Here is a 22,708-nt window from a genome sequence, read left to right as displayed (position 1 = left end):
CTGATTTTTATTTTATGTTATTAGAAATAATTCGTTGATCAATTATTTCGTACTTTTTAAACCGTTGAGCTAAAACAATACTATTCTTACCAGAGAAGGAAAGGTAGTTTTGCGTATTAAAAACCGAAGGAGGAATTGCTTTTCTGCTATAATCGCTATGAACCACTTCCAATCTCGGATAATTAATATCTGTTCCTTTATACTCTTTGGAAAAATTAATTCCCGTGTTATAGTAAAAGATCTGTTTTTGTATAAAATAGGTTTTCGATACATTTAAAACGATCTTGGAATAGGTCAATCCGGAATAAGTTTTCGGTTCCAGAACAATTTCCCAATGGGTCTTAAAATCTTTAAACGAAATCAGTTTACACAATTCGAATACTTTATTAAAATCGGCTTCACCGAAATAATTGTCGACTGGATTTGAAACCACAATAGCATTTTCGGGATGGCTGACTTTTATATTGGTTTTCTTCGTATTAATAATCTCCGTATCGTTGATTTTAATATACACTTCGTTCGCCGCATTTTTGTAAAAGACTCCTTTATAATTTTCTTCTACCTTAGTCGACTTATGATCTTTAAACAGCTTATAATCGGTTTTATACTGCAGCGGTTGTGCGATACTATATCCGGCTGTAATTTTTTTCAAAACCTCTCCTACGGTTTGTGCCTGAACGAGACACCCCATAAAAAGGATGGAAACGGATGTGATGATTTTATTTACCATGACTATCCTTTAGTTTTTAATTACACTTCCGGAACGGGTTTCCTGAATCGTTTTCACACCTCTTTCCGTTTCTTTTTTAATACGCACCAGTCCGCCTTCATTGTCATACTCATAAAAAGTAGCGTAGTTGTTGTCGTCTAATTCCGACATCAGTTTAAAGGTTTCCGGATCGTATACAAATGATTTCATACTACCTTTTAAAGGATGCACGCGTATATCATCAAAATAAACCGGAATGCTCGGGCTGTTATTCGTTAGCTCAACTCCAATTGAAATGGTATTATTGATAGCACTTGTTGTCGAATACGGAATCTTAAACTTGGTAAAGATGCGTTGCCATCCGTCGATAATTTCACCGGAAGGTATTGCTGTGATTCTTGATATTTCGTGTTGTGGCAATGCTTGTTTATTGTGATAGAAAATCAGTGTAATTGCAGGATTCACAAATGTTTTAAACTGCTCGTTCGTTTCTTCTTTTGCCCAGGCACTTAAGATATATTCTTTTCCGGGTTCCGGTTGGAACGAATAACAATCCTCACAAAAATCTTTTGTAATGGAGATACCACAAGAAATCTGACTGTCTACCAATTTTTCCGAAAGGTAACGATCGTCCGAACCCAGGATATTAAAGTTATCATGACCATAATAATCGGCCGGTTTAAAATAATCGATACTCGCTACCGGGAATTGATCTGCCGGATAACCCAATAAGAATTTTAATGATTTTCTAAGACGTGATTCGGCTTGTGTTTGAATTACATCGGTATGTTCCACCGGAGCAATTCGGGCGAAATCGTTAGTTCCCAAAGCAGGAGCTACCAAAGCTGGATTTAGATTAGGATCCTGGTTTTGCGCCATTCGCTGACTTACTACCGTTTCCGAATCCACATAGAAACCATTTTCGATTCCCAGTACATATAAATGCGGAGCATTTGGGTTTAATGAAGTTGTTGGATTCGCTGGATTTCTATAATTATCAAATAATTTCATCGTGTTAACCAAATTCGTAACATTGGACGTCTGACAACCATCGGTGATCATAATAACCCCTTTAGGTTTCATCGAGGTGCTTAATGCTTTGTCCAAAGCACTTTTCCAGTAATCGGAACCATGACTGATACCTGTTTGACCGTATCGGGCACCAAAACTGTTAATCCAGTTATTAAATTGATTTAAAGTCGAACCGTTTGTAATTTTAACCTGCATGATGGCATCGGCTCTGTTGTAGGTATCACTGTCGGACATACCGATCAGGGAAATATAGATATTGGTTCCTAAATTATCATTCGTATCGGCTTGTTGCTGTACAAATGCTTTTAGTTGTTTTCTGATTTTTCGGATTTCAGTATCATCAAGCGATCCGGATTCGTCCACTACGATTGCCACGTGCGACACACAGTACAGTTCGTCCGGACATAAATTGATATGCTTAACCTTTCCAACCGTATTATTTACGGAACCGTTACTGAAAGTCGTTTTAAATGTCGCCTGCATATCCGGAGCAACGAAATTATTGAACTCCACATTCGTAATACTCAGGTTACTTAAAAGAGGTACTATCACATCAAATTGTGATCCGTGTGGATTGAAGGAGAATGACATCGATCCTCCCGAATTCATAAAGTTGTAAATTTTAGGATTTGCATCCGAAATATAGGGTGCCAAAGCCGTTAACTCGGTACAGGTATATCCATTAGGCACCCCTCCGATAGGTTGTGTTCTTAATTTATTGATCAAATTAAGAAACAAGGTTTTAATTACCGGAGCATTTGGATTTGTTGTCGTACAATATACTGGTGTTGCCGGACAAAAATCAATATGTTTCACCGTATGATTCGGCTCCATCGCATTTGAATTTAAGAGTACCGGAATCGTCGAGACTAAATTGGGTGATGAATATCCGGACAAATCGATACCGATTACAGTGGTATTTGGCGTGAATCGTAGCGAAACATCATAATCGGATCCATGATTTGCAAATGAAAAACGGAAATACTCGCCGTGATTTGCAAAATGTGCGTTGTAAATTTTCGGATTCGGATCGGAGATATACGGTGCTAATGCACTCAATTGCGGTGGAAAATATCCATCCGGGATCATACCGTCGGTCACCATTTTGGTAACCAAATGGTTTATTAAATTAAGATATAAATATTTTACAATTACGGTATTGGGATTATTGGAAGCACAGAAGCTAGCACAATTTTGAACCGTAAAATTTTGTTCCTCCGAAAAGGTACAGCCACTGTCATAATTCATAACATCCATATACAATGTATAAGAACCTGCTTCCAGCGCATTGATATACACATTGTTGGCCCCACTAAACGTACCGGTATATACAGTAGCACCCGTTGCTGAATTTACAACCGTAAAATTATAATCGGCACTAGCCATAGCAGGATAAAAGGTAGCCATAACAAATTGTCCGGCACATATTGTCGGTAGTCCGGAAGGTCCAGACAGTACCATTCGGTTTTTATCGCCACACACAGGCAATCTATCCGGGCAGAAATTGACGTGCATGATATCAAATCGCTTTAAATGGATTTTATACCCCGGATAAATATCCGAATACTCCCCTTGCAAATCCATATAATGATCGTAATCAGTATAGCTACTTAAATCAATATCAAAGTTAACGTTGGCGATATCCGAAAAAATACCGGAAAGCCACACATCGTGTTCCCCGTGATCCCCGGTAAAAGAGAAACGCATTTCCCTCAGAGTATTATTCGAAGGATCAATATCGGTAACAAAGTGCGTAATCTTAGGATTCGGGTCGGTGATAAACGGTTTTAATGCATTAAACTCCGGCGGGTTACTTCCTTCAATCTGATAATCCGGCACACCACTATTCTTGGCGTTAACCAGGTATTTTATAAACTTCAGGAATATATTTTTCACTATCGGTGAATTGGGATTATCTCTGGTACACGATTCCCAACGTTTTCTTTCGGTTGTTACAGCCGTTGCATTATCTGCAACCACTACTTTTTCCACCTTTGCATCAGCAACACGCTTAACCGCTGTTTCTTTTGCCACCTTTGGAGCTTCGTCCATATATTTAGGCAGCTCTCCCAATGGTTCCAATAGATCCTCGGCTAGTTCGCCGGTTACGTTATTCCCATTGATCAAAAAACGAGTCAACGCCTGAAATGCGTCCGGATCGGCTTTTAATTCTCCAACAAGATTATTATCGCTTAAAACAATATCGGTAACATGGCCGTCTTTAACGGTAATACCATACCACCCTGTTTTCTTTGCAGCATCCCAGGAAGTCACAACGGCTTTAGGATTGGTAACATCCCAGCCTTTATTGTTTTTCCATTGCTTACCATTAGTACTGTTATAGATATCAATCAGTGCCTGTTTTTCTTCCGGAGAAACCTGAGCCAAAACAGTCATGCCAGACAATAGTAAAAACACTATTAAAACTAAATTTTTCAATTTTATACGAATCATCTCTACTATTATTTTTTAATGTCTTTAGCTAATACTTTTACTACTGGTTTCACTTTCGTCACTGTATTACTTGGCACCTCAATACAGGAAACGACTTGTTTTTTAAGCAGGGCACTTTTTCCAGCCTCCACTTTTAAACTCTTTCTACCGGTATGCGATTGTTTCGACGAAACGGTTATCTCATTTGGTTTTAGAAGTCCCTGGAAATTAAAGTGCGCTGAAGTCAGACAGGTAGAGAAATCATAATCTTCAAAACCGTCAAACGCCATTTCTTTATATTTTGAATTGGATGCCACTGCGATTGGGAAACGGTTATTATAGCCAAAGAAGGCCGATGAATAACGGTTTAACGCATCTTTGTTTTCCACTTCCTGACCGTATGGGCTAAACTGTGTTATTTCTGATGCAAAAGTCCATTTACCAAAGTTGGAATACTGCGCATTCTTCTCCCATCTCCCGGTAAAAGCATTATAAACATAGAACGACTCAAAATTGTTAAAGAAACCTATTTTTCGTAGTGTAGGGTTCAGATCATTCGTGTTATCCGTAAAATTTCTTCCTGTTAAATACGCATACGATTTGTTGGCTCTCCAGTTTCCTAAAACATTATACACATATGGATTGTACGAGTTTGCGGCGATATCATCCGGGTCACTGGTATTATTGTCTTTTTCATATTCAAAAACCAGATTTCCGTTTTCGTAGGTCATCTTTGGCAAATCACATTCACATTGCGCTGCCCAGATATTATTGTATTCTACTGCCGATGCATTTACGATTCTGTAATCATTAAATGTTGATGAGAAAAACGGATTGTTTCCGATGTTCGACTTCATCGATACCATCTGATTGTTCCAGTTATAATTATAAAGCGGATTTTTAACAGAGGTTACAGCTGCCATAGAGGCTTCCAGCATATTTCGATATCCGGATCGGATTATCTTCATACTACCATTAATGATATTATCTCTGGTGATACGCAAACCATTACGATCAATCATCATAAATTCATTTCCGATTTCTTTATTTTTAACTACCCAGGCGAAAAATGTTTGATCTTGTTCCGATCGATTGATTCCATCAACCCACACTTCATCACCATCCATTAAATATTTGGCTGCATTATAACCACCATCCATTTTATATTTATCGGTGTTATTTATATTGGAAATCGCACATTCCAATCCGATATTTTTCGCTACCTGTCCCATTCCTTTATACGACCAGTATGCCGGGAAATTAAAGCTGTAGTAATTATCGTTATATTCATTGGTTGTTTCCGTTAGCAATACTTGTCCGGTATCGGCATCCCACGCATTATTTTTGGTGGATACTTTAGAGCCGACATCATACGCAATTTTTTCCGACAGGATACCACTACTATGAATCACTTTTGTCGTTACAGCGGTTCGGATCTGATTTTCGTGTTTCGAATAACTCGGTAGCGGAACCGGTATGATTACGAAAACCATAAACAACGGAATACCGGCAGTATTAAAGTGAATACCGGCCGTTTGTGTTACCGATTTACTTTCTCTAAAGTCGTTGATCACATCGTAATCCACTCCTACCAGTTTTGTACTGATATTTCCGGCACCGTCAATGGTTGTGACCTCATTATTTAGTTTTCCCTGACTTTTAGGGGCATTTGGATTTTCCCGGTATTTATAATCCACTCCGGAAATAAATGCCACTTGTCCTTCGGCATAAATACGTTCGCTTTTGGTTTTACCGTCCATATCATTGGTATGGATCGAGTATCCCTGTGACAGTGTTAAATGATCCCTAACATTAATTTTTAACAAACTCGCCAGAATATCCGATTTATCATATTTTGATGACATAGGCGTATAGTTAACCACAGTTGGGAAATCGTAAGTCGTATAGAATTCAGTTACCACATGTCCTGTAGCGTGTCGTTTTACCACACCCGGATCCCGTGGGCCTAATATTTTCCCTCTTTCAAGGTTTTTAACCACTACCCGACTATAGGTAATTTTCGGTGATGGGAAAAACGATTCTCCAAAAGGTTTTTCGATATAGTTTTCCGTTTCAGGCCCTAACAATAAACTTTTGCTGGTTTTATCATAAAACGGTTCTACAAACGGATTTTCTTTAGAACCAATCGGCTCATAGCTAGCTACTCCCGATGTTTTTCCCTGTTCCGTTTTATAGCTATATATCTGTCCGTAATGTTGTTTGTATAGTTCATCACTTGGGTTATCGGTCATGATCTGCCATTCGTCATGCATTTTTACTTCTTTTACACGACTACCGCCACCGATTTTTTCACGGTTCGGCTGCATTAAACGAATCCATGATTTTCCGGAGATAAATTTGCTGGCAATTCCTTTTTCTTTTAATTTTCCGTTTGGACTTTTGAAAATATCCAATAACGTCGGAAGCCAGCCAATAAGTTCCATCACAACCCCTTCAAGATTGTTGGTATCCTCTTCATTATTCATACTATAAACCACACGGTTTAGGTTTTGTCTTCCGAAATACCAACCCGCTTTTGATATCGGGTTCACTTCCGGATTACCACCGTCTCCCTGGTTTACCATTTCAATTTTAATAGACGCATAACTGTCACCGTTGCCGTCCTGAATAAAGTTATACGTTTGATTTTTGACCACGTTTAGATAACCCGTCACATAATCGTATTTGGCATTATCATTTGGCGCCATATTCACTAAAAACCTAAAATAAATCGGGTCATTTTGTATTGGCTTGATATAACGCTCATGGAAGTCTTGAAAATTAGAGTCGTCTAATTTGATGTACAAATAACGCGAAGGGTTAAATGATTCATATAGTTTTGTATTGTTTAACTGACTTAGGGATGTTAATGGCGCCTGACCGGCTCCCACCACTTTAAACATTTCCATCACATCGCGATCCTGAACATGGCCATAATCGTCGGCTTCATAATTCAACTCTATTCTACCGCCCGATGGCAAACTAACGTTGTTTAATAACCAGGCAGAAGCATATTGATCTGCAGCAGCTCTGTCTTTCTGATCCACATATCCGAATTCGGCATTCGATAAAGCATCGCTTGTTCCGCAACCTACATTCGCCGCAACCGGCTTGTAATTCCCCCATATATCATAGGCCTTCATATCGTAAGAAGGATTATACCCATAATTAAAGGTATATGGTGTGTATTTACCCATATTGGATTTCTTATAGGTGAAATACACTTTTTTAAGTGTTAGTTTTCCTTTTTGACCATCGTAAGCGCCTCCTGACATATTTGCGTTTTCGTGGTTTTCAACTCCCTGACACAAACTATAGTCGTATTCAAAATGGGCTACTTTAATAGGTGTTGCTCCTGTTGGATTGGCAAGGTATTCCGGTTTCGAATACAATGAAATCTTATCCAGTTTATACGATTTGGAATCCAGTCCGATTCCTCCGTTTTCACCTTTTACACCATAGGCGTCTTTACGTGGTGAAATCTCAAAAATTGCAACATGTGTTTTTGTTTCAATTTTTTTGATATAAAGCATTTCTTTTTCACCATACTGATAGTTTCCTTTATTATCCTTTTTACTGGAACGCAACCCTTCGTCATAGTTGGCAACATTCTCTTTAAACGGAATACGCCATTTATACGGTTGTGTATTATTATAGGTAAACTTGGTATAGGTTCCTAAATCGTCATCAGTAGGACCATCGTTATTTAAATCCTGATAATCGGATGATAAAACAGAGGTCAACAAATAGGTGTGTGCATAAGCCGGCGTCGTAATACGGTTAAAATACTGATCACCGTCTTTACTGTTATTGGCCGAGTTATCGCTTCCCGGGTTATAATTTACCAATCCTTTGGAACAGTTTACACCCGGATTACTTCCTACGTCAAACGTTGCTTCTTTTTTTATGGAGTTATACGCGGCACGTCCGAAGATATAGCGATCGCCACCTTCTTTTATAATGCGTACCTCAGAGGTATGATGATCGTGTTTTCCCGCTAATGAGTACGGACTGAATTGCGTTTGAAATCCAAATTTCTTCGCTTCTGCACGGGTTAGTTTTTGGATAACCTGATTTCTGCTCAAACGTCCATCTCTTTTCACATAGCTGGCGTTCTGTATATAACTACCGTTTCTGGAATAATTCAGAATAGTATTTCTTGAAAACTTAGTTCCTCCGATTTCCAATTTGATCGGGTCATAAGCTCCCAATTGCGTATTGAATAAGTTCAATTCTTTATCAACATGGTTTCCACCGATATTTTTGAAAAATACTTTTTCATAATCCACTTTATTACCGCTAACCTTCTCTCTAAATCGTGCCAAAGCCGGATTACTATTCACCCACAATCCTGTTACACTATTTCCTTTTGTGATCGTTGCGTCGAAACCAAAGTGAACACCTCCACCGGCTCCGAACTCAAGACCTAAACTTCCTCCGTTGGTATCGTCTTGTACATAATTATCATACACAAATCCTACCTGCGATTTATACGGACGGAACATTCCTGATACGCCTTGCCCTTGAATACTATACAAATCGTACGTATTGTTCGTTACTGGTAGTGATGTTGTATTTTTATTAAATGTTCTGTCTTTTTCTCTGTTAAAATCTAAAATATCAGTACTTCCGGCACTATAGCTATTTTCAAAACCATAGCCTCTTTCTGTTTTATATTTTTCGGAGCTTTTAATTCCCTGACTGGTTCGGTATCCGGAAAATTTCATTCCCGGTTCCACTCCCCAAAACTCCGCTTCCACATTCATCCCAAACATAAAGTTGGACGACACCATTCCAACGCGTTTTGTTGGTGTAAAAGACACATCTCCAAACGACAAAGAGCCTGACAATACATCACGCTTATCTCTTATATTTTTAAGATTGGTATTATTTTTTGTTGACTTATACGACATCATTGCCGACTCCAGTCCTTTTCGGCTGTTTAAACTTACCCCGACACTTCCGGTTAACGTATAATCCTTTTTATCTTTATCCGTTTTCTTTTTATCGAACGACACACTTGGCGATACGGAAACACCTTCGGAAGACGAAGATTCCATATTCATTCCTACAGAAAGGTTATCACTGATCTGATAACTCAAACCACCGTTGACCGAAAATCCGAATCCATCGTAGTTGTTGTACTTCACCCCAAGTCCGATACTTGGAATGGCCATTTCGCCAATACCAAATCCGGCTAAGAAAAGGTTTGCATTCGACCCGATGGTCACATTGTCTTTCATGCTATTTTCATAGAGCATTTCATCCCCTTTGAAATCATCTGGCAAACCGCGCATTTGTCGATTAATCTGTCCCACGTTCAAATCCCAGCCTAAACCAACCCATGAGGCTTCCTGATCCATGGTAACTCCGGAATTGTATGCCAGGTTTAACGGATAACCGCCAACATCCATAATCGGGATATTGTAGTTAAAATCACCGCTGGCCAGATCGACCATATCCGATGTTCCGATAGGAGTAAACGACTCAAACTCCGGTTGCGAAGGTCCAGAGGTTAAAGCATATACTGCCATTGGCTGAACCATTTCTAAAAACAACATCATTGCTAAATAAATAGCAACGACTTTTGTAACCTTACTCGTTCTGATTTTTTGGATCATAATAATATTTCTGTAAATGTGTCTTTAAACTTAAACTTCAATGTTCCTTTGCGGAATAACTGGTCTTTATAAATCAGTTGGATTTTTTCATTCGGATCAATTCCGGAAAAGAACAATACTATTTTCTGGAAAGGTGCTATTTTATAATTGCGTTCGTAGGAAACGCCATTACACGGTATTGTATCGTTTTTGGAAGTAACCACAACAAAATCTTTATCGATGGCAAACGCCATGTACTTAACCGCATCGGCATAAGGCAATCCGGTAAATTGATCAGACAAAAGATCTTTTTCCTCATCCTGACGGAACGTAAATTCAATAACCCGTTCCTGTTTGTTGGCTTCATATAGGGAATCCACTTTAAACAGATCGGTCGTTCCCTGATCTTTTAAAATGTAATATTGAATGGGCACTTCGGTAGCCGTAAAATCGATATCGTCTACTTTTTGGGAATATTCGCGCGACTTCCAGCCGATTTTCTCTAACTGAAAATAACGGGAACGGATTTCTGAGTCATCCCTACCCGTCGCTGTCTTTTCTTTTTTACAGGAGCATAATGAAAAAACAAAAAATATAAAAAGTAGTTTTCTATACACTCGCATATTTTTTGTTTAGATCAACTGGTGTTTTATTCTCAGCTCTTACCATTTCATATTTTAACGAAACAATTTGTGCTTTTAGAATAGCTTTTTTTGGTAAAATTCGGCGCATGCAATTAAAATGTTGTTCTTTTTCTTTTTTAATCTTAATCTGACAGCATCATCATGGATGAAACTTGTATTTTTTAAATAAAATTCTACTTCTTATCTATTAAACTCGATAAAAATGCACCTTTACATCTTCTCTACTAAGACATTAATTACCAAAAATTAACCCAGCAACCACGTAGTATTACGTAAGTTCAATTGTTAAATTTCACACAAATGTAAAATTTTATTTCAAAGAAAAAAGCGAATGCTGTAAAAATTATAGGACTATTTTACGTTTTCTCGTAAAAAAAATTACAAAAATTATCTTAAAACCCTTGTCAATCCTACAAAAGTTAAGGTTCTCAAAAAAAACCATAAAAAATAAAAAAATGCACCAATTGCATCAAAAACCGAAGTCAAACAAAATTTTTCTACTTAAATTCAAATTCCCTATTTTTGAAACATCAAAAAATGCTTAAGGATGAGTGCAACAAGACACAATTGGACAAAAGAAGAAATCATTGCCATATACAATAAACCGTTAATGGACCTGCTTTATGAAGCAGCCACAATACACCGAACCAATCACGACCAGAATACCGTACAAGTATCCACGTTACTGTCGATTAAAACCGGAGGATGTCCGGAAGATTGTGGATACTGCCCGCAGGCAGCGCGCTACCATACCAATATTGAAGGTAACGACCTGATGTCGGTACAACAGGTAAAAGCGCAGGCGTTACGGGCAAAGTCAAGCGGTTCCTCCCGTGTTTGTATGGGAGCGGCGTGGCGAAACGTTAAAGACGGACCAGAATTTGATCAGGTATTGGAAATGGTTCGTACCATCAACAAACTGGATATGGAAGTTTGTTGTACATTAGGAATGCTTACGGAAAATCAGGCGCAACGTTTGGCCGAAGCAGGACTTTATGCCTACAACCACAACCTTGATACTTCGGAAGAATACTACAAAGAGGTGATTTCTACAAGAGGATACGAAGACCGTTTACAAACGATCGAAAACGTACGAAAAACCAATGTAACCGTTTGTAGCGGTGGTATTATCGGAATGGGAGAAAGTATCGAAGACAGAGCCGGAATGCTGGTAGCCTTATCGACTTTAAACCCACAACCGGAATCGGTACCAATTAACGCATTGGTAGCCGTAGAAGGAACACCAATGGAAGAAGAAAAACCGGTTGAAATCTGGGAAATGATTCGTATGGTTGCCACAACCCGTATCGTTATGCCGGAAACTCAAGTGCGTTTGTCTGCCGGAAGAACTCAAATGTCCAGAGAAGGTCAGGCGATGTGTTTCTTTGCCGGAGCGAATTCGATTTTTGCCGGAGACAAGTTATTAACGACACCAAACCCGGATGTAAACGAAGACATGAAAATGTTTCAGGAACTTGGTTTAACACCACAAAAACCATTTATCAAATTAATGCAACCGGAAACAGTAGAAGCGGAAGACTCTAAATTCCAGGGCCTGGGCGAAAAACCAAAATGGACGCGACCAGGACACACTATCGACCGAAATCTGGAAGCTTCCAATAAAAACAAAAACCAGGAAATTGTTAAAAACTAAGTTGATTTTAGTTTAAAATAATTTCACAAAAAGATAAAGCTTTAGTAACTTAGCTTCTGTTTGTTAAAAACAAAACAGAAGCTTTTTTTTAAGTAATCTCACATTGTATTATGCCTTTACATTTAACCGAAATTGAACGCGTAAAAACCATATCAAAAGAAGATTTTTACAAAAACTACGTAAAAAAGCAGAAACCACTAGTCATCGAACAACTGACAACCGACTGGCCCGCCTACGAAAAATGGAAGCTAAATTATATTAAAGATATTGCCGGCGACAAAACAGTACCACTGTACGACGACAGACCCGTATCCCATAAAGACGGATTCAACGAAGCACATGCCAAGATGAAAATGGCCGATTATATCGATCTGCTACAATCCAAACCTACCAACTACCGTATTTTCCTATACAACCTGATGAAGGAAGTGCCATCCCTGCAAAAGGACTTTAGATGGCCGGATATTGGATTACGACTGGTTAAACAACTTCCGATGCTGTTTTTTGGAGGTGAAAATTCGAGAGTATTTATGCACTTTGATATTGATTATTCCAATATTTTACATTTCCATTTCCACGGAAAAAAACAGTGTATTCTTTTCGAACCAAACCAGACGCCTTATTTATACAAAATCCCACATGCTTTGATTTCGAGAGAAGACATCGATTTCGACAATCCGGATTTTGAAAAATGGCCGGCTTTAAAACAGGCAAAAGGACTTATCTGCGACCTGAATCACGGTGAAATGCTTTATATGCCGGAAGGATACTGGCACTATATGAAATATCTCACTCCAGGATTTTCAATGAGTTTACGGGCATTCCCAAGAAGCATTTCCAATCTGACAAAAGCGGCGTATAACGTATTCATCATGCGTCATTTCGACAACTTTATGCGACGCCGAAAAGGACAACAATGGATTGATCATAAAAATGAGCAAGCCATCATTCAGACACACAAAAAATTAGGCATCAATAAATAATTCCAAAGCATAGTAATTGATGCAACAAAAACACCAATACTTTTCAATTGATGACGCGACAAAAAAACTGGAATATTATTGCAGTTATCAGGAGCGTTGTCATGCGGAAGTAGTTCAGAAACTACAGCAAATGCATATGATTCCGCAAGCAATCGACAGCATAGTAGTACATCTTATCGAAAACAACTTTCTAAATGAAGAACGTTTTGCCCGCAGTTTTGCCCGGGGAAAACACCGCATCAAAAAATGGGGAAAGCTCCGGATTGTTAACGAACTTAAATTCCGGGGTATCTCCAAATACAACATCGACAGCGCGCTAAAAGAGATCACTTCCGAGGAGTATTTCGAAACATTTCACACACTGGCCGACACCAACTGGAATTCCATTAAAGAATCCAATCTGCTTAAAAAGAAAAAAAAGTTTTGTGATTTCCTGATTCGGAAAGGCTATGAATCTCGTTTGATTTTCGAAAAATGCAATGATTTAAGTGCCGAATAATTTATTTCGACAACAACACACTCACAGCATTACCACCAAACCCAACAGCATTGATCAATACTTTTCGAATAGTTGCCGGTTTCGAAACCGGATTATCCCGAAATGGGATTCCTATAAATTGCTGATGTTGCAACATCAATACCGCCAACTCCACGCTTAACATTCCGGAGGAACCAAAAGTATGTCCGATTTTCCATTTATTAGTGGTTAGCATTGGCATATGATTACCGAATACTTTTTCGACAGCATTATACTCCGACACATCGCCTTTTATCGTTCCCGGCGCATGGAGCACAATCGTATCAACTTCTGTCGGATCGATCCCATTTAAAGCCATTCGCATGGACTTCTGAAAACATTCCGCATCGGCAGATATCGAAACATTGTGCTGCAGCATTTCCGTAGCATAACCAATTCCCTCAATCCAGGCAAGCGCATTTACATTTTCGCCGGTTTCCAAACAAGCCATAGCCGCACCTTCACCAAGCACCATCGAATTGCTTTTTTTATCGAGATCAAACGCTTTACAAGGATAAGAATCTTCAAAGGTTGAATAGATTTTCATCGCTTTTAGCTGTGCCAGCGTAAAAGGCGTTAACGGCGCTTCACTTCCTCCAACAAGGAATTTATCAGCCATGCCCGATTGGAGCCAGGCGACACCATTTAAAAGCGCATGCAAAGCCGTCGAACAGGTAATCGAATGCGAAATATCCGGCCCGTCGTTATTCAGGTCATTCGCCACCCATGAAGCGATATTTCCCAACGTAGTCGTAGGGGATGCCAATGTAGCCGTTGATCCGGTTTCTAAGAACTCCCGGTGGTATTTTTCAAACAATTGCGTTGCCCCTCTGGACGAACCAATATTGATTCCAAAACGACCATCATTCCAGCCCGCCTGCGCCACCGCTTTCCGTGAAGCGGCAATAGCATATAAAACAGAATCGTCCAGATTTTTATATTTGACATCTGAAAACCGCAGACTTTCTATGCTTTGTTTCACATCGGCTGCAAGCGCAGCTACCGGAAATACGGCATCACCCACCGATAAAAACCGGATATAACTTTCCGGATTCCCGTAGGCTTCCCAAATTGAATTCGGATGATCACCCAAAGGAGAAACGGATCCCAGGCCTGTTATCGCAATCTTGTTTTTCAACGTAAAAAAGTATTTGGGTGCAAAATTAAAACATATCCAGCGCTTCCCCGACAATCTGGTACACTTTTTCAAGTTCGGCTTCCGAAATAATATACGGTGGCAATATATATACAATATTCCCAACCGGACGTAATATAATTCCTTTTTCGATAAAGAAACGATACAGGGTATTTCTAAAATCTCCGTAATAACTATCCGCTGAATCTCTCTTAAATTCCAGTGCGAAAATCACACCCAAAACCCGGGTTGTTTTAACCCGCGGATGATTTTCCACTCTCGTTTGAAAATTCAGATGTTGCTGATGAATTCTCGCAATTCCTTCCTGAATTTTTGTATCAGAAAGCAATTCCAGACTTGCTAATGCGGCCGCACATCCGGTTGGATTGGCCGTAAAAGTATGCCCGTGAAATAACGCTTTATTCACATCATCGTCGTAAAAACCATCGAATAATTCCTGTGTAAACGTAGTCAACGCCATCGGAATTGTACCACCGGTTAGTGCTTTGGAAAGACACATCATGTCCGGTTGTTGTGTCAGATAGTCACAGGCGAAATTTTTCCCGGTTTTTCCAAATCCGGTCATCACTTCGTCGGCAATGGTAAACACACCGTATTCCTTACAACTTTGAATTAATTTATCAAGTTCTTCCGGCTCGTACATCACCATACCGGCCGCACCCTGCACCAAAGGTTCAAAAATAAATCCGGCATATTCATTGGTTTGCAACAAGGTTTGCAACGCTTCGAAACTGGCCGCTTCATTACCGGGTGTTGGTACCGGAATTCGCGTCACCTGAATCATTGCCCCCTGAAAAGCCTCGGTAAAGAAAGAGATTCCACTGGCCGCCATCGCTGCAAACGTATCGCCGTGAAAAGCATTTTCGAAAGCAATGATTTTGGTTCGTTTTTCCCCTTTATTAAAATAATACTGCAATGCCACTTTTAAAGCCACTTCGACCGCAGTGGATCCGTTATCGGAAAAGAAAATCTTTTGCTGATTATCCGGTAAAATCGGAATCAACTTTTCTGCCAAAGCTACCGCCGGCTCATGGGTAAACCCACCAAACAGCACATGTTCCAATGTAGTCAACTGTTTGTAAATCGCATCGGCAATAACAGGATTCGAATGACCATAAGGATTAACCCACCAGGATGCAATGGCATCGATGTATTCCTTTCCGTTTTCATCCCATAATAAAGCTCCTTTTCCTTTCGTTATAGCAATATGCGGATACGCCGTTTTATGTTGCGTATACGGATGCCATAAATGATTGGCATCGGCTTTTTGCAGTCTGTTATATTCCACTTTATATTTCTTTTTGATACATCAATTTCGTAACACAAAGATAAAACCCCTTTCGGATAACTTTTTGGAAACAAAAAAGTTTAACATTAAACCTTTTATCATTTTATTTGTCTAAAAAAAAGAACCTTATCAGAAAAAATTATGAAAACAACTATTAAATTACTAATGTTCACTGCTTTAATGGCTATCTCCTGCAATAGTGACAGCGATAGTTCCAACAGCGGCAACACTCAGGACACCACCGTTGCAGCGGATGCCAAAGCGCAAGCTTTTGAAGAAGATGTAGAAGGAATTAAAGAGGAAGTATTAGCCGGCGACGGTTATTATGCTTCTAAAAATGCCGACACACAATTACCGCCTTCGAGTTGTCGTGTGATCACTCAGGAAACCCTAACCAACGGAGACAAAAAATTTAAAGTCGATTTTGGAACGGGTTGCGTTGACGCCAACGGGAACAACCGTAGCGGAATTATTTACATCGTAGCCCATAGAAACACGACAAACAACGAAATTACTGCCGCCATTACATTCGACAACTATTACATCAACAGCCATAAAATTGAAGGTACTATTAACGTAAGCCGAGTAGTTGTAAACAGCGTTCCGACCTTTACCCGCGAAACGAACATTACTATTATCCAACCATCCGGTGGTGGGACGATCCATCGCGAAGGAAGCTTTAACATCGAAAAAATCGGTGGTGTATCCACGCCATTGGATTTTACAGATGATGTTTTCAGTATCAGAGGTAACGCGTTAACGACCTTACCTAACGGAACCGTTTTACACATGGAAATCACCGAACCGTTAATCCGAAATATCGGCTGTCCGGTGATCGTAAAAGGTAAAAAAACAATCACTAAAAATTCGCAAACCTTTGTACTGGACTACGGTAACGGAACTTGTGATGATATGGCCACACTAACCCTCCCTGGCGGAACCGTAGTAACCATATACCTATAAAAAAAGGTCACCCGAAAAGGCAACCTTTTAATCAAAACCTGTCGCATTTATAAAACCGGCAGGTTTTGTTTTTTTATAATCCCAATAATGTTTCTGCAAACAAGTCGGCATATTCTTTAATCACGTTTTTGTCGAAATACGGTTCTTCATCGATTCGCCCTAAAAAACGAACTCCGGTACGATTCAAAATGATGGATTCCGAATCCGGGTTTTCTTTTCCGCTAAAAACAATTCCGGCAACCGCCAACCCTCTTGCTTTTAAAACCTCGATCGTCAATAGCGTATGATTGATACTTCCCAGATAATGACGTGACACGACAATCACCTTATAATCCGGCTGAATCAAATCGATAATCGAATCTGAATCGTTTAAAGGCACCAATACACCACCGGCACCTTCGATAACCAGATGATTTTTCGTTTTCGGTTCTTTAATTTTTTTCAGGTCGATCACCACACCGTCGATTTTTGCCGCCACGTGCGGACTCGCCGGTGTATTTAAGGCATACGCGTTATCGAAAATATGCGTTTTGGTATTCGACAACTTTTCTTTGATTTTATGACTATCGGAATAGTCCAGATCGCCCGCCTGAACCGGTTTCCAGTAATCGGCTTCCAAAGCCTCGGTTATAATAGTTGCGGCTACGGTTTTCCCAACATCGGTACCGATACCTGTTACAAATAGTTTCATATTTTTTTAAATTTAAACTCACAATTATCACAGACATAGATATACTTCACATAAAAGGGAAGTACTATCAGAAAAAGCCCGATAATAAAGGAAAATATGGATTTCACATCATTGATAACGGAAAGCATTTGCACTTTATTAGATCTACATCTAGGACATATAATTGGTTCTCCTTCATTCGTTAAAGAATACTTATTAATTTCCTCTAACACCTGTAGCCCTCTTTCATAATCTGTTTCTTTCACATATAATTTCACTCCCCCAATGGCCTGGCTAAACAACGGATCAGCATCAACGGTAAAGTTATCTCGCATAAAAACCGGAATTCCTTCTACCTCCAATCTTCCTTTACAAATAAAAGCTTCTGCGGAATAATTAAAAACAGCTATTTTTTTCAAATTCAAGTCACTCTTCATCTTACATCAACCGATTTAAAAGATGCAACACTTCCGATATTTCTTCTGTTGTATTATAACTATGCAGACAAAATCGCAATCGCTCCTGTCCTTCCGGAACTGTTGGTGCCATTATTGGTCGGACATCAAAACCGAATTCTTCCAGTTGACGGGCGATATTTCTTACCTTTTCATTTCCTGGAATTACAGCCGATTGTATCGCCGATTTACTTCGGATAAACAATGGTTTTAACCCCAACAGATTCTTTTCCCGATTAAAATGAACAATATTTTCTTTTAACCGAATCCGTGCTTCAGCTTCCGTTTCCAAAATCGAGTATCCCGCCAGGATGGTGGCAATCGCATGTGGCGGCAATCCTGTCGTATAAATAAAACTCCGGGCAAAATTGACCAGATACTCCTTCAGTCTTGTATCGCCTAACACCGCAGCTCCATGACACCCCAATCCTTTGCCATAAGTCATGATTCGGGCAAAAACAGCTTCGCGGAGTGCCAACGCATCGATCAAGCCTTCTCCTTTTTCTCCGAATACCCCTAAAGCATGTGCTTCATCGACTACAAAAAAACAACCATAACGTTCGGAAAGTGCTGCCATTTGTTCCAGATCGGGCGAATCGCCATCCATAGAAAAAACCGTTTCCGTAACGATATAAATAGCCCCCTGATCGTTTTGAAAACGCTTGATCTGTCGTTCGAGATCCTCCAAATCGTTATGCAGGAATTTATACGACCGTGCATTCGAAAGGCGAATTCCGTCGCGGATGGAAGCGTGGCTTAATTCATCAAACAGTACCACATCGTTCCGTTGCGGCACACTACTAAAAAAACCCAGATTCGCATCGTAACCCGAATTAAAAATCAAAGCACTTTCCGCTTGGTGAAAAGCCGCAATTTTGATTTCGGTTTCTGCATAAAAGGTATGATTTCCTGATAGTAATCGCGAACCGGTAGCGCCATTATGTGTATTATGCTGCTGCGACAACATAGCCGCTGCTTTTTGAAAAAGCAATTCGGATCGGGCAAAACCCAAATAATCGTTCGACGAAAAATCGACACCCTTTTTTTGTTCTGGCAATTGCCGTAACGCATTGACCGCTGTTCGGGATTGCAATTTAGCAGATAGTGATACTGGAAAGCGTTTCATACTGGCAAAAGTAAGTATCTTTTTTCGTTCCCAACATATCCTAATCCGGTGAATCCCAACGCAAAAAGCGCTAATACTTTAAAATTAAAAACAAAAAGAACAATAAATTTTATTATTTTTAGCAACTATTTAACACTTAACCCAAACAAAAATGAAAAAACAATTACAACTGGCGTTTTTGTTACTTTTTTCATTCTCCACAGGTTTTGCCCAAACGCAAAGACTTTGGAAGCCGATTGACGAAAGCAGCATCACGACGCAAAAGAAAGTAACCCGAAGTTCCTTTCCAAGGAATTACAATCTGTTCACACTAGATTTGAACACTTTAAAAAACAGTCTGTCGAATGCACCCGTACGCGGTCAGTTTGAAGGTAAATCCAATTTAATTATCGAACTTCCCAATGCACAAGGGCAACTGGAACACTTCCGGGTGATGGAAACGCCGATAATGGAACCAGCCTTAGCAGCCAAATACCCAATGATCAAATCGTATGCCGCACAAGGTGTGGAAAACCCGACATCAGTAGCTCGTTTTTCCGTTACCCAACTGGGCTTACACAGCATGACGCTATCGAGTGAAGAAAGCACGGTTTTTATCGATCCGTATACAGAAGACCGTCAAAATTATATTGTTTACAACAAAGCGTCTTTACACCGGGCTTTTTCAGACTTTTCCTGTCTGACAGATGATGGTATCAAATTACCGTCATTAGCAGAAGGTCGCATTGGAAGCTCAGAAACCGCTTTGAATACCGACGACAAAAAGTTACGAACCTATCGACTGGCACAATCGTGTACTGCCGAATATGGTAATATTTTTGCCGGAACCGGAACCGATGCTCAGAAACGAGCCAACATTCAGGCGCAAATGGCTGTTACCATGACCCGTGTGAACGGTGTTTACGAAAGAGACCTTTCGATTACTATGGTATTTGTTGCGAATAACGACCTGTTGATTTATTTTGGAAGTACCACAGCCGATCCGTGGAGTGGCGAATACAACGTTCGTACCGGTATTACCATTGATGCTGCAATTGGCTTTGCAAACTACGATATCGGACACAACTTTAATACTTCCGGTGGTGGAAATGCCGGATGTATCGGATGCGTATGTAGTACCAACAGCAATCCAAATGGAGGCTTCCACAAAGGTACCGGAATGACCGGAATGTCCAATCCTACCGGTGACGCCTTCGACATTGATTATGTAGCACATGAAATGGGACATCAATTTGGTGGTTACCACACGCAAAGTAGCTCGAACTGTCGTTCCGGAAGCGGACAAACCGAAGTAGAGCCCGGCTCTGGCTCATCCATTATGGGATATGCCGGAATTTGCCCTGCCAATGTACAGAACAATAGTGACGATTATTTCACCTATGTAAATATTCGTGATATTCTGGCCAATGTAAAATCCGGAGTAAGTTCCAGTTGTGCCCAGATTACCGCCATCACCAATAATCCACCAACAGCCGATGCCGGTAGGGATTATGTTATTCCAAAATCAACTGCATTTATCTTAACCGGAAGCGGAACCGATCCGGATGGAGATGCCTTAACCTATACCTGGGAACAGAACGACCCGCAAAACCCTAACTCGGCAGCAGCACCCGTAGCCACACGTGTAAACGGCCCAATGTTCCGCAGCATTCGCGGCACCACATCACCAACCCGTTATATGCCGGCGTTGGCAACGGTTTTAGCTGGCAATACAGCCAACACCTGGGAAGTATGCCCATCGGTAGCCCGAACCTTAAACTTTTCGTTAACCACACGAGACAACAAAGCCGGAGGCGGGCAAACGGCTTCCGATCTAATGAAAGTAACTGTTAGCGGAACAGCCGGGCCATTCCTGGTATCGGTTCCGAATACCAATGTAACCTGGCAAGCCGGCACCAATCAGAATGTAACCTGGGATGTGGCCGGAACAACCGCTAATGGCGTTAACACCCCATATGTAGACATCTACCTGTCGACTAATGGTGGCACTTCATTTGACACTTTATTAGCCAGCAAAGTTCCGAATGACGGTTCAGAAGTTGTAACCATTCCGAATACACCGGGAGCGCAAAACCGAATTATGGTACGCGGTTACGACAATATCTTTTACGATGTTTCCAATGCTAATTTCACCATTTCTGCACCGGCGGCAACTTTTGCTTCAGCCTTTAACGGCGTAGCCGGCGAACAGAATAAATCCATCTGCACCGGATCAAGCATCGCTTACACCATTGATTATAAAGTACACAACGGTTTTTCCGGAACCACGACTTTTAGCGCTACCGGAAATCCGGCCGGAACCACTGTTACTTTTTCACCAACAAGTATCAGTGCAAACGGTACGGTTACCATGACCGTTAGCAACACCAATGCCGCTACACCTGGTCTCTACACATTAAACGTTACAGCCACTTCCGGTTCGACGACCAAAAACGCGAATTACTACCTGGATTTACTAAACTCCAACTTCGGAACCATGTCGTTAACCACACCGGCAGATCTTGCCGTAGGTCAGAACACAAGCGTAACCCTAAGCTGGGCAGCAAACAGCAATGCCAACGCTTATGATGTACAGGTAGCCACCGATAATACCTTTACGAATATTATCAGTTCCGGTTCATCGGCGACAAACAGCTATACGGTTTCCGGATTATCACAGGCGACCAACTACTTCTGGCGTGTTCAACCTAAGAATGCCGCTTGTATCGGAACCTATAGCAATCCTTTTAAATTCACAACCGGCCAGATTAGTTGTGCTTCCAGCGCTTCTGCCAACGTTCCTATCACGATCTCCGCATCCGGAACACCAACGATCAACTCGACGTTAAATATTCCATCAGGAGGCGTTATTTCAAGCGTAGCCATCACTATGAATGTCACCCATACGTGGATTAACGATATTACCGCCATTTTAATCAGTCCATCCGGAACACAGGTACAATTATTCGCACAACCTTGTACCAGCGATGATATTCAGAATATTGTTGCTACATTCTCCGATAGCGGTATTCCTGTAATTTGCGGTACGAATCCGGGCATTTCCGGAACAGTTCTACCAACTCAGCCATTATCGGCTTTTAATGGTCAGAATTCAACCGGAAACTGGACGTTACGAATTTCGGATGCCTACAATCAGGATGGTGGTGTTTTAAATAGCTGGAGTTTGAATATCTGTACCGTTAGCGCCGCTTTGGGACTAACCGAAACCAAACTTAACAATTTTATGATCTATCCGAACCCGAACAACGGTTCGTTCCATGTTCAGTTCACACCGGACGCTTCGAATACAACCGAAATCACGGTTTTCGATATTAGCGGACGTCGTATTTACAACAGGAATTTCCAAACGACAACACTTTTCAACGAATCGATTCAGCTAGAAAATACACAATCAGGTATTTATCTGGTAACCGTTAAAAACGGCGATCGTCAGGAAACACAGAAAATTGTAATCCGATAATACAATTACACCTGACAG

14 protein-coding genes are annotated in these 22,708 nt (G+C 40.4%); 5 read left to right on the top strand and 9 right to left on the bottom strand.

Going from position 1 to position 22,708, the window contains the following annotated elements:
- Positions 1-7 precede the first annotated feature (7 nt).
- Genes ABFU83_RS16155 through ABFU83_RS16140 form a run of 4 tightly spaced genes read right to left on the bottom strand, consistent with a single transcriptional unit; the run spans position 8 to position 10,397 of the window.
- Positions 8-730, bottom strand: a complete 723-nt coding sequence (locus ABFU83_RS16155) for a hypothetical protein (protein ID WP_347067432.1) — start codon at positions 728-730, stop codon at positions 8-10.
- A gap of 9 nt (positions 731-739) precedes the next feature.
- Complete coding sequence (locus ABFU83_RS16150; RefSeq protein ID WP_347067431.1) at positions 740-4,180, bottom strand: VWA domain-containing protein; 3,441 nt, start codon at positions 4,178-4,180, stop codon at positions 740-742.
- Positions 4,181-4,203: 23 nt separating this feature from the next.
- Complete coding sequence (locus ABFU83_RS16145) at positions 4,204-9,795, bottom strand: hypothetical protein (protein WP_347067430.1); 5,592 nt, start codon at positions 9,793-9,795, stop codon at positions 4,204-4,206.
- Complete coding sequence (locus ABFU83_RS16140) at positions 9,792-10,397, bottom strand: hypothetical protein (RefSeq protein WP_347067429.1); 606 nt, start codon at positions 10,395-10,397, stop codon at positions 9,792-9,794. Before ABFU83_RS16140 ends, ABFU83_RS16145 begins: the two co-directional genes overlap by 4 nt.
- Before the next feature lie 568 nt (positions 10,398-10,965).
- Here ABFU83_RS16140 and bioB point away from each other — a divergent pair.
- The 3 genes from bioB to ABFU83_RS16125 all read left to right on the top strand — a co-directional run bounded on the left by bioB (position 10,966) and on the right by ABFU83_RS16125 (position 13,554).
- Positions 10,966-12,072: a biotin synthase BioB gene (gene bioB, locus ABFU83_RS16135; RefSeq protein ID WP_347067427.1), complete on the top strand. Its 1,107-nt coding sequence runs from the start codon at positions 10,966-10,968 to the stop codon at positions 12,070-12,072.
- 110 nt (positions 12,073-12,182) lie between these two features.
- Positions 12,183-13,055: a cupin-like domain-containing protein gene (locus tag ABFU83_RS16130; RefSeq protein WP_347067425.1), complete on the top strand. Its 873-nt coding sequence runs from the start codon at positions 12,183-12,185 to the stop codon at positions 13,053-13,055.
- Between the two features lie 19 nt (positions 13,056-13,074).
- Entirely contained in the window at positions 13,075-13,554 is a 480-nt protein-coding gene (locus ABFU83_RS16125; RefSeq protein WP_347067424.1) for a regulatory protein RecX, read from the top strand.
- Between the two features lies 1 nt (position 13,555).
- On the opposite strand, the gene ABFU83_RS16120 is transcribed toward ABFU83_RS16125, so the two are convergent.
- Positions 13,556-14,710, bottom strand: coding sequence for a beta-ketoacyl synthase N-terminal-like domain-containing protein (locus ABFU83_RS16120; protein ID WP_347067422.1), 1,155 nt, complete (start codon positions 14,708-14,710; stop codon positions 13,556-13,558).
- A 25-nt stretch (positions 14,711-14,735) separates the two neighbouring features.
- Entirely contained in the window at positions 14,736-16,016 is a 1,281-nt protein-coding gene (gene bioA / locus ABFU83_RS16115) for an adenosylmethionine--8-amino-7-oxononanoate transaminase (protein WP_347067420.1), read from the bottom strand.
- A gap of 141 nt (positions 16,017-16,157) precedes the next feature.
- Here bioA and ABFU83_RS16110 point away from each other — a divergent pair, with 141 nt between their 5' ends.
- Positions 16,158-16,979 (top strand): hypothetical protein, encoded by an 822-nt coding sequence (locus ABFU83_RS16110; protein ID WP_347067418.1) that lies wholly within the window; start codon positions 16,158-16,160, stop codon positions 16,977-16,979.
- Between the two features lie 73 nt (positions 16,980-17,052).
- On the opposite strand, the gene bioD is transcribed toward ABFU83_RS16110, so the two are convergent.
- Genes bioD through ABFU83_RS16095 form a run of 3 tightly spaced genes read right to left on the bottom strand, consistent with a single transcriptional unit; the run spans position 17,053 to position 19,230 of the window.
- Positions 17,053-17,670 (bottom strand): dethiobiotin synthase, encoded by a 618-nt coding sequence (bioD, locus tag ABFU83_RS16105; RefSeq protein ID WP_347067416.1) that lies wholly within the window; start codon positions 17,668-17,670, stop codon positions 17,053-17,055.
- Positions 17,667-18,086: a DUF2007 domain-containing protein gene (locus ABFU83_RS16100; RefSeq protein WP_347067415.1), complete on the bottom strand. Its 420-nt coding sequence runs from the start codon at positions 18,084-18,086 to the stop codon at positions 17,667-17,669. The genes bioD and ABFU83_RS16100 overlap by 4 nt, the downstream gene beginning before the upstream one ends.
- Before the next feature lies 1 nt (position 18,087).
- Positions 18,088-19,230, bottom strand: coding sequence for an 8-amino-7-oxononanoate synthase (locus ABFU83_RS16095; protein ID WP_347067413.1), 1,143 nt, complete (start codon positions 19,228-19,230; stop codon positions 18,088-18,090).
- 151 nt (positions 19,231-19,381) lie between these two features.
- Here ABFU83_RS16095 and ABFU83_RS16090 point away from each other — a divergent pair, with 151 nt between their 5' ends.
- A complete protein-coding gene (locus ABFU83_RS16090; RefSeq protein WP_347067411.1) occupies positions 19,382-22,690 on the top strand; it encodes a reprolysin-like metallopeptidase in 3,309 nt (1,102 codons plus the stop codon).
- Positions 22,691-22,708: the final 18 nt, after the last annotated feature.

It is taken from the genome of Flavobacterium sp. WV_118_3, from assembly GCF_039778605.1.
In the GTDB taxonomy this organism is placed as follows: domain Bacteria; phylum Bacteroidota; class Bacteroidia; order Flavobacteriales; family Flavobacteriaceae; genus Flavobacterium.
Note: the sequence above shows the minus strand (reverse complement) of the source record. Positions and strands in the feature narration are given on the sequence as shown.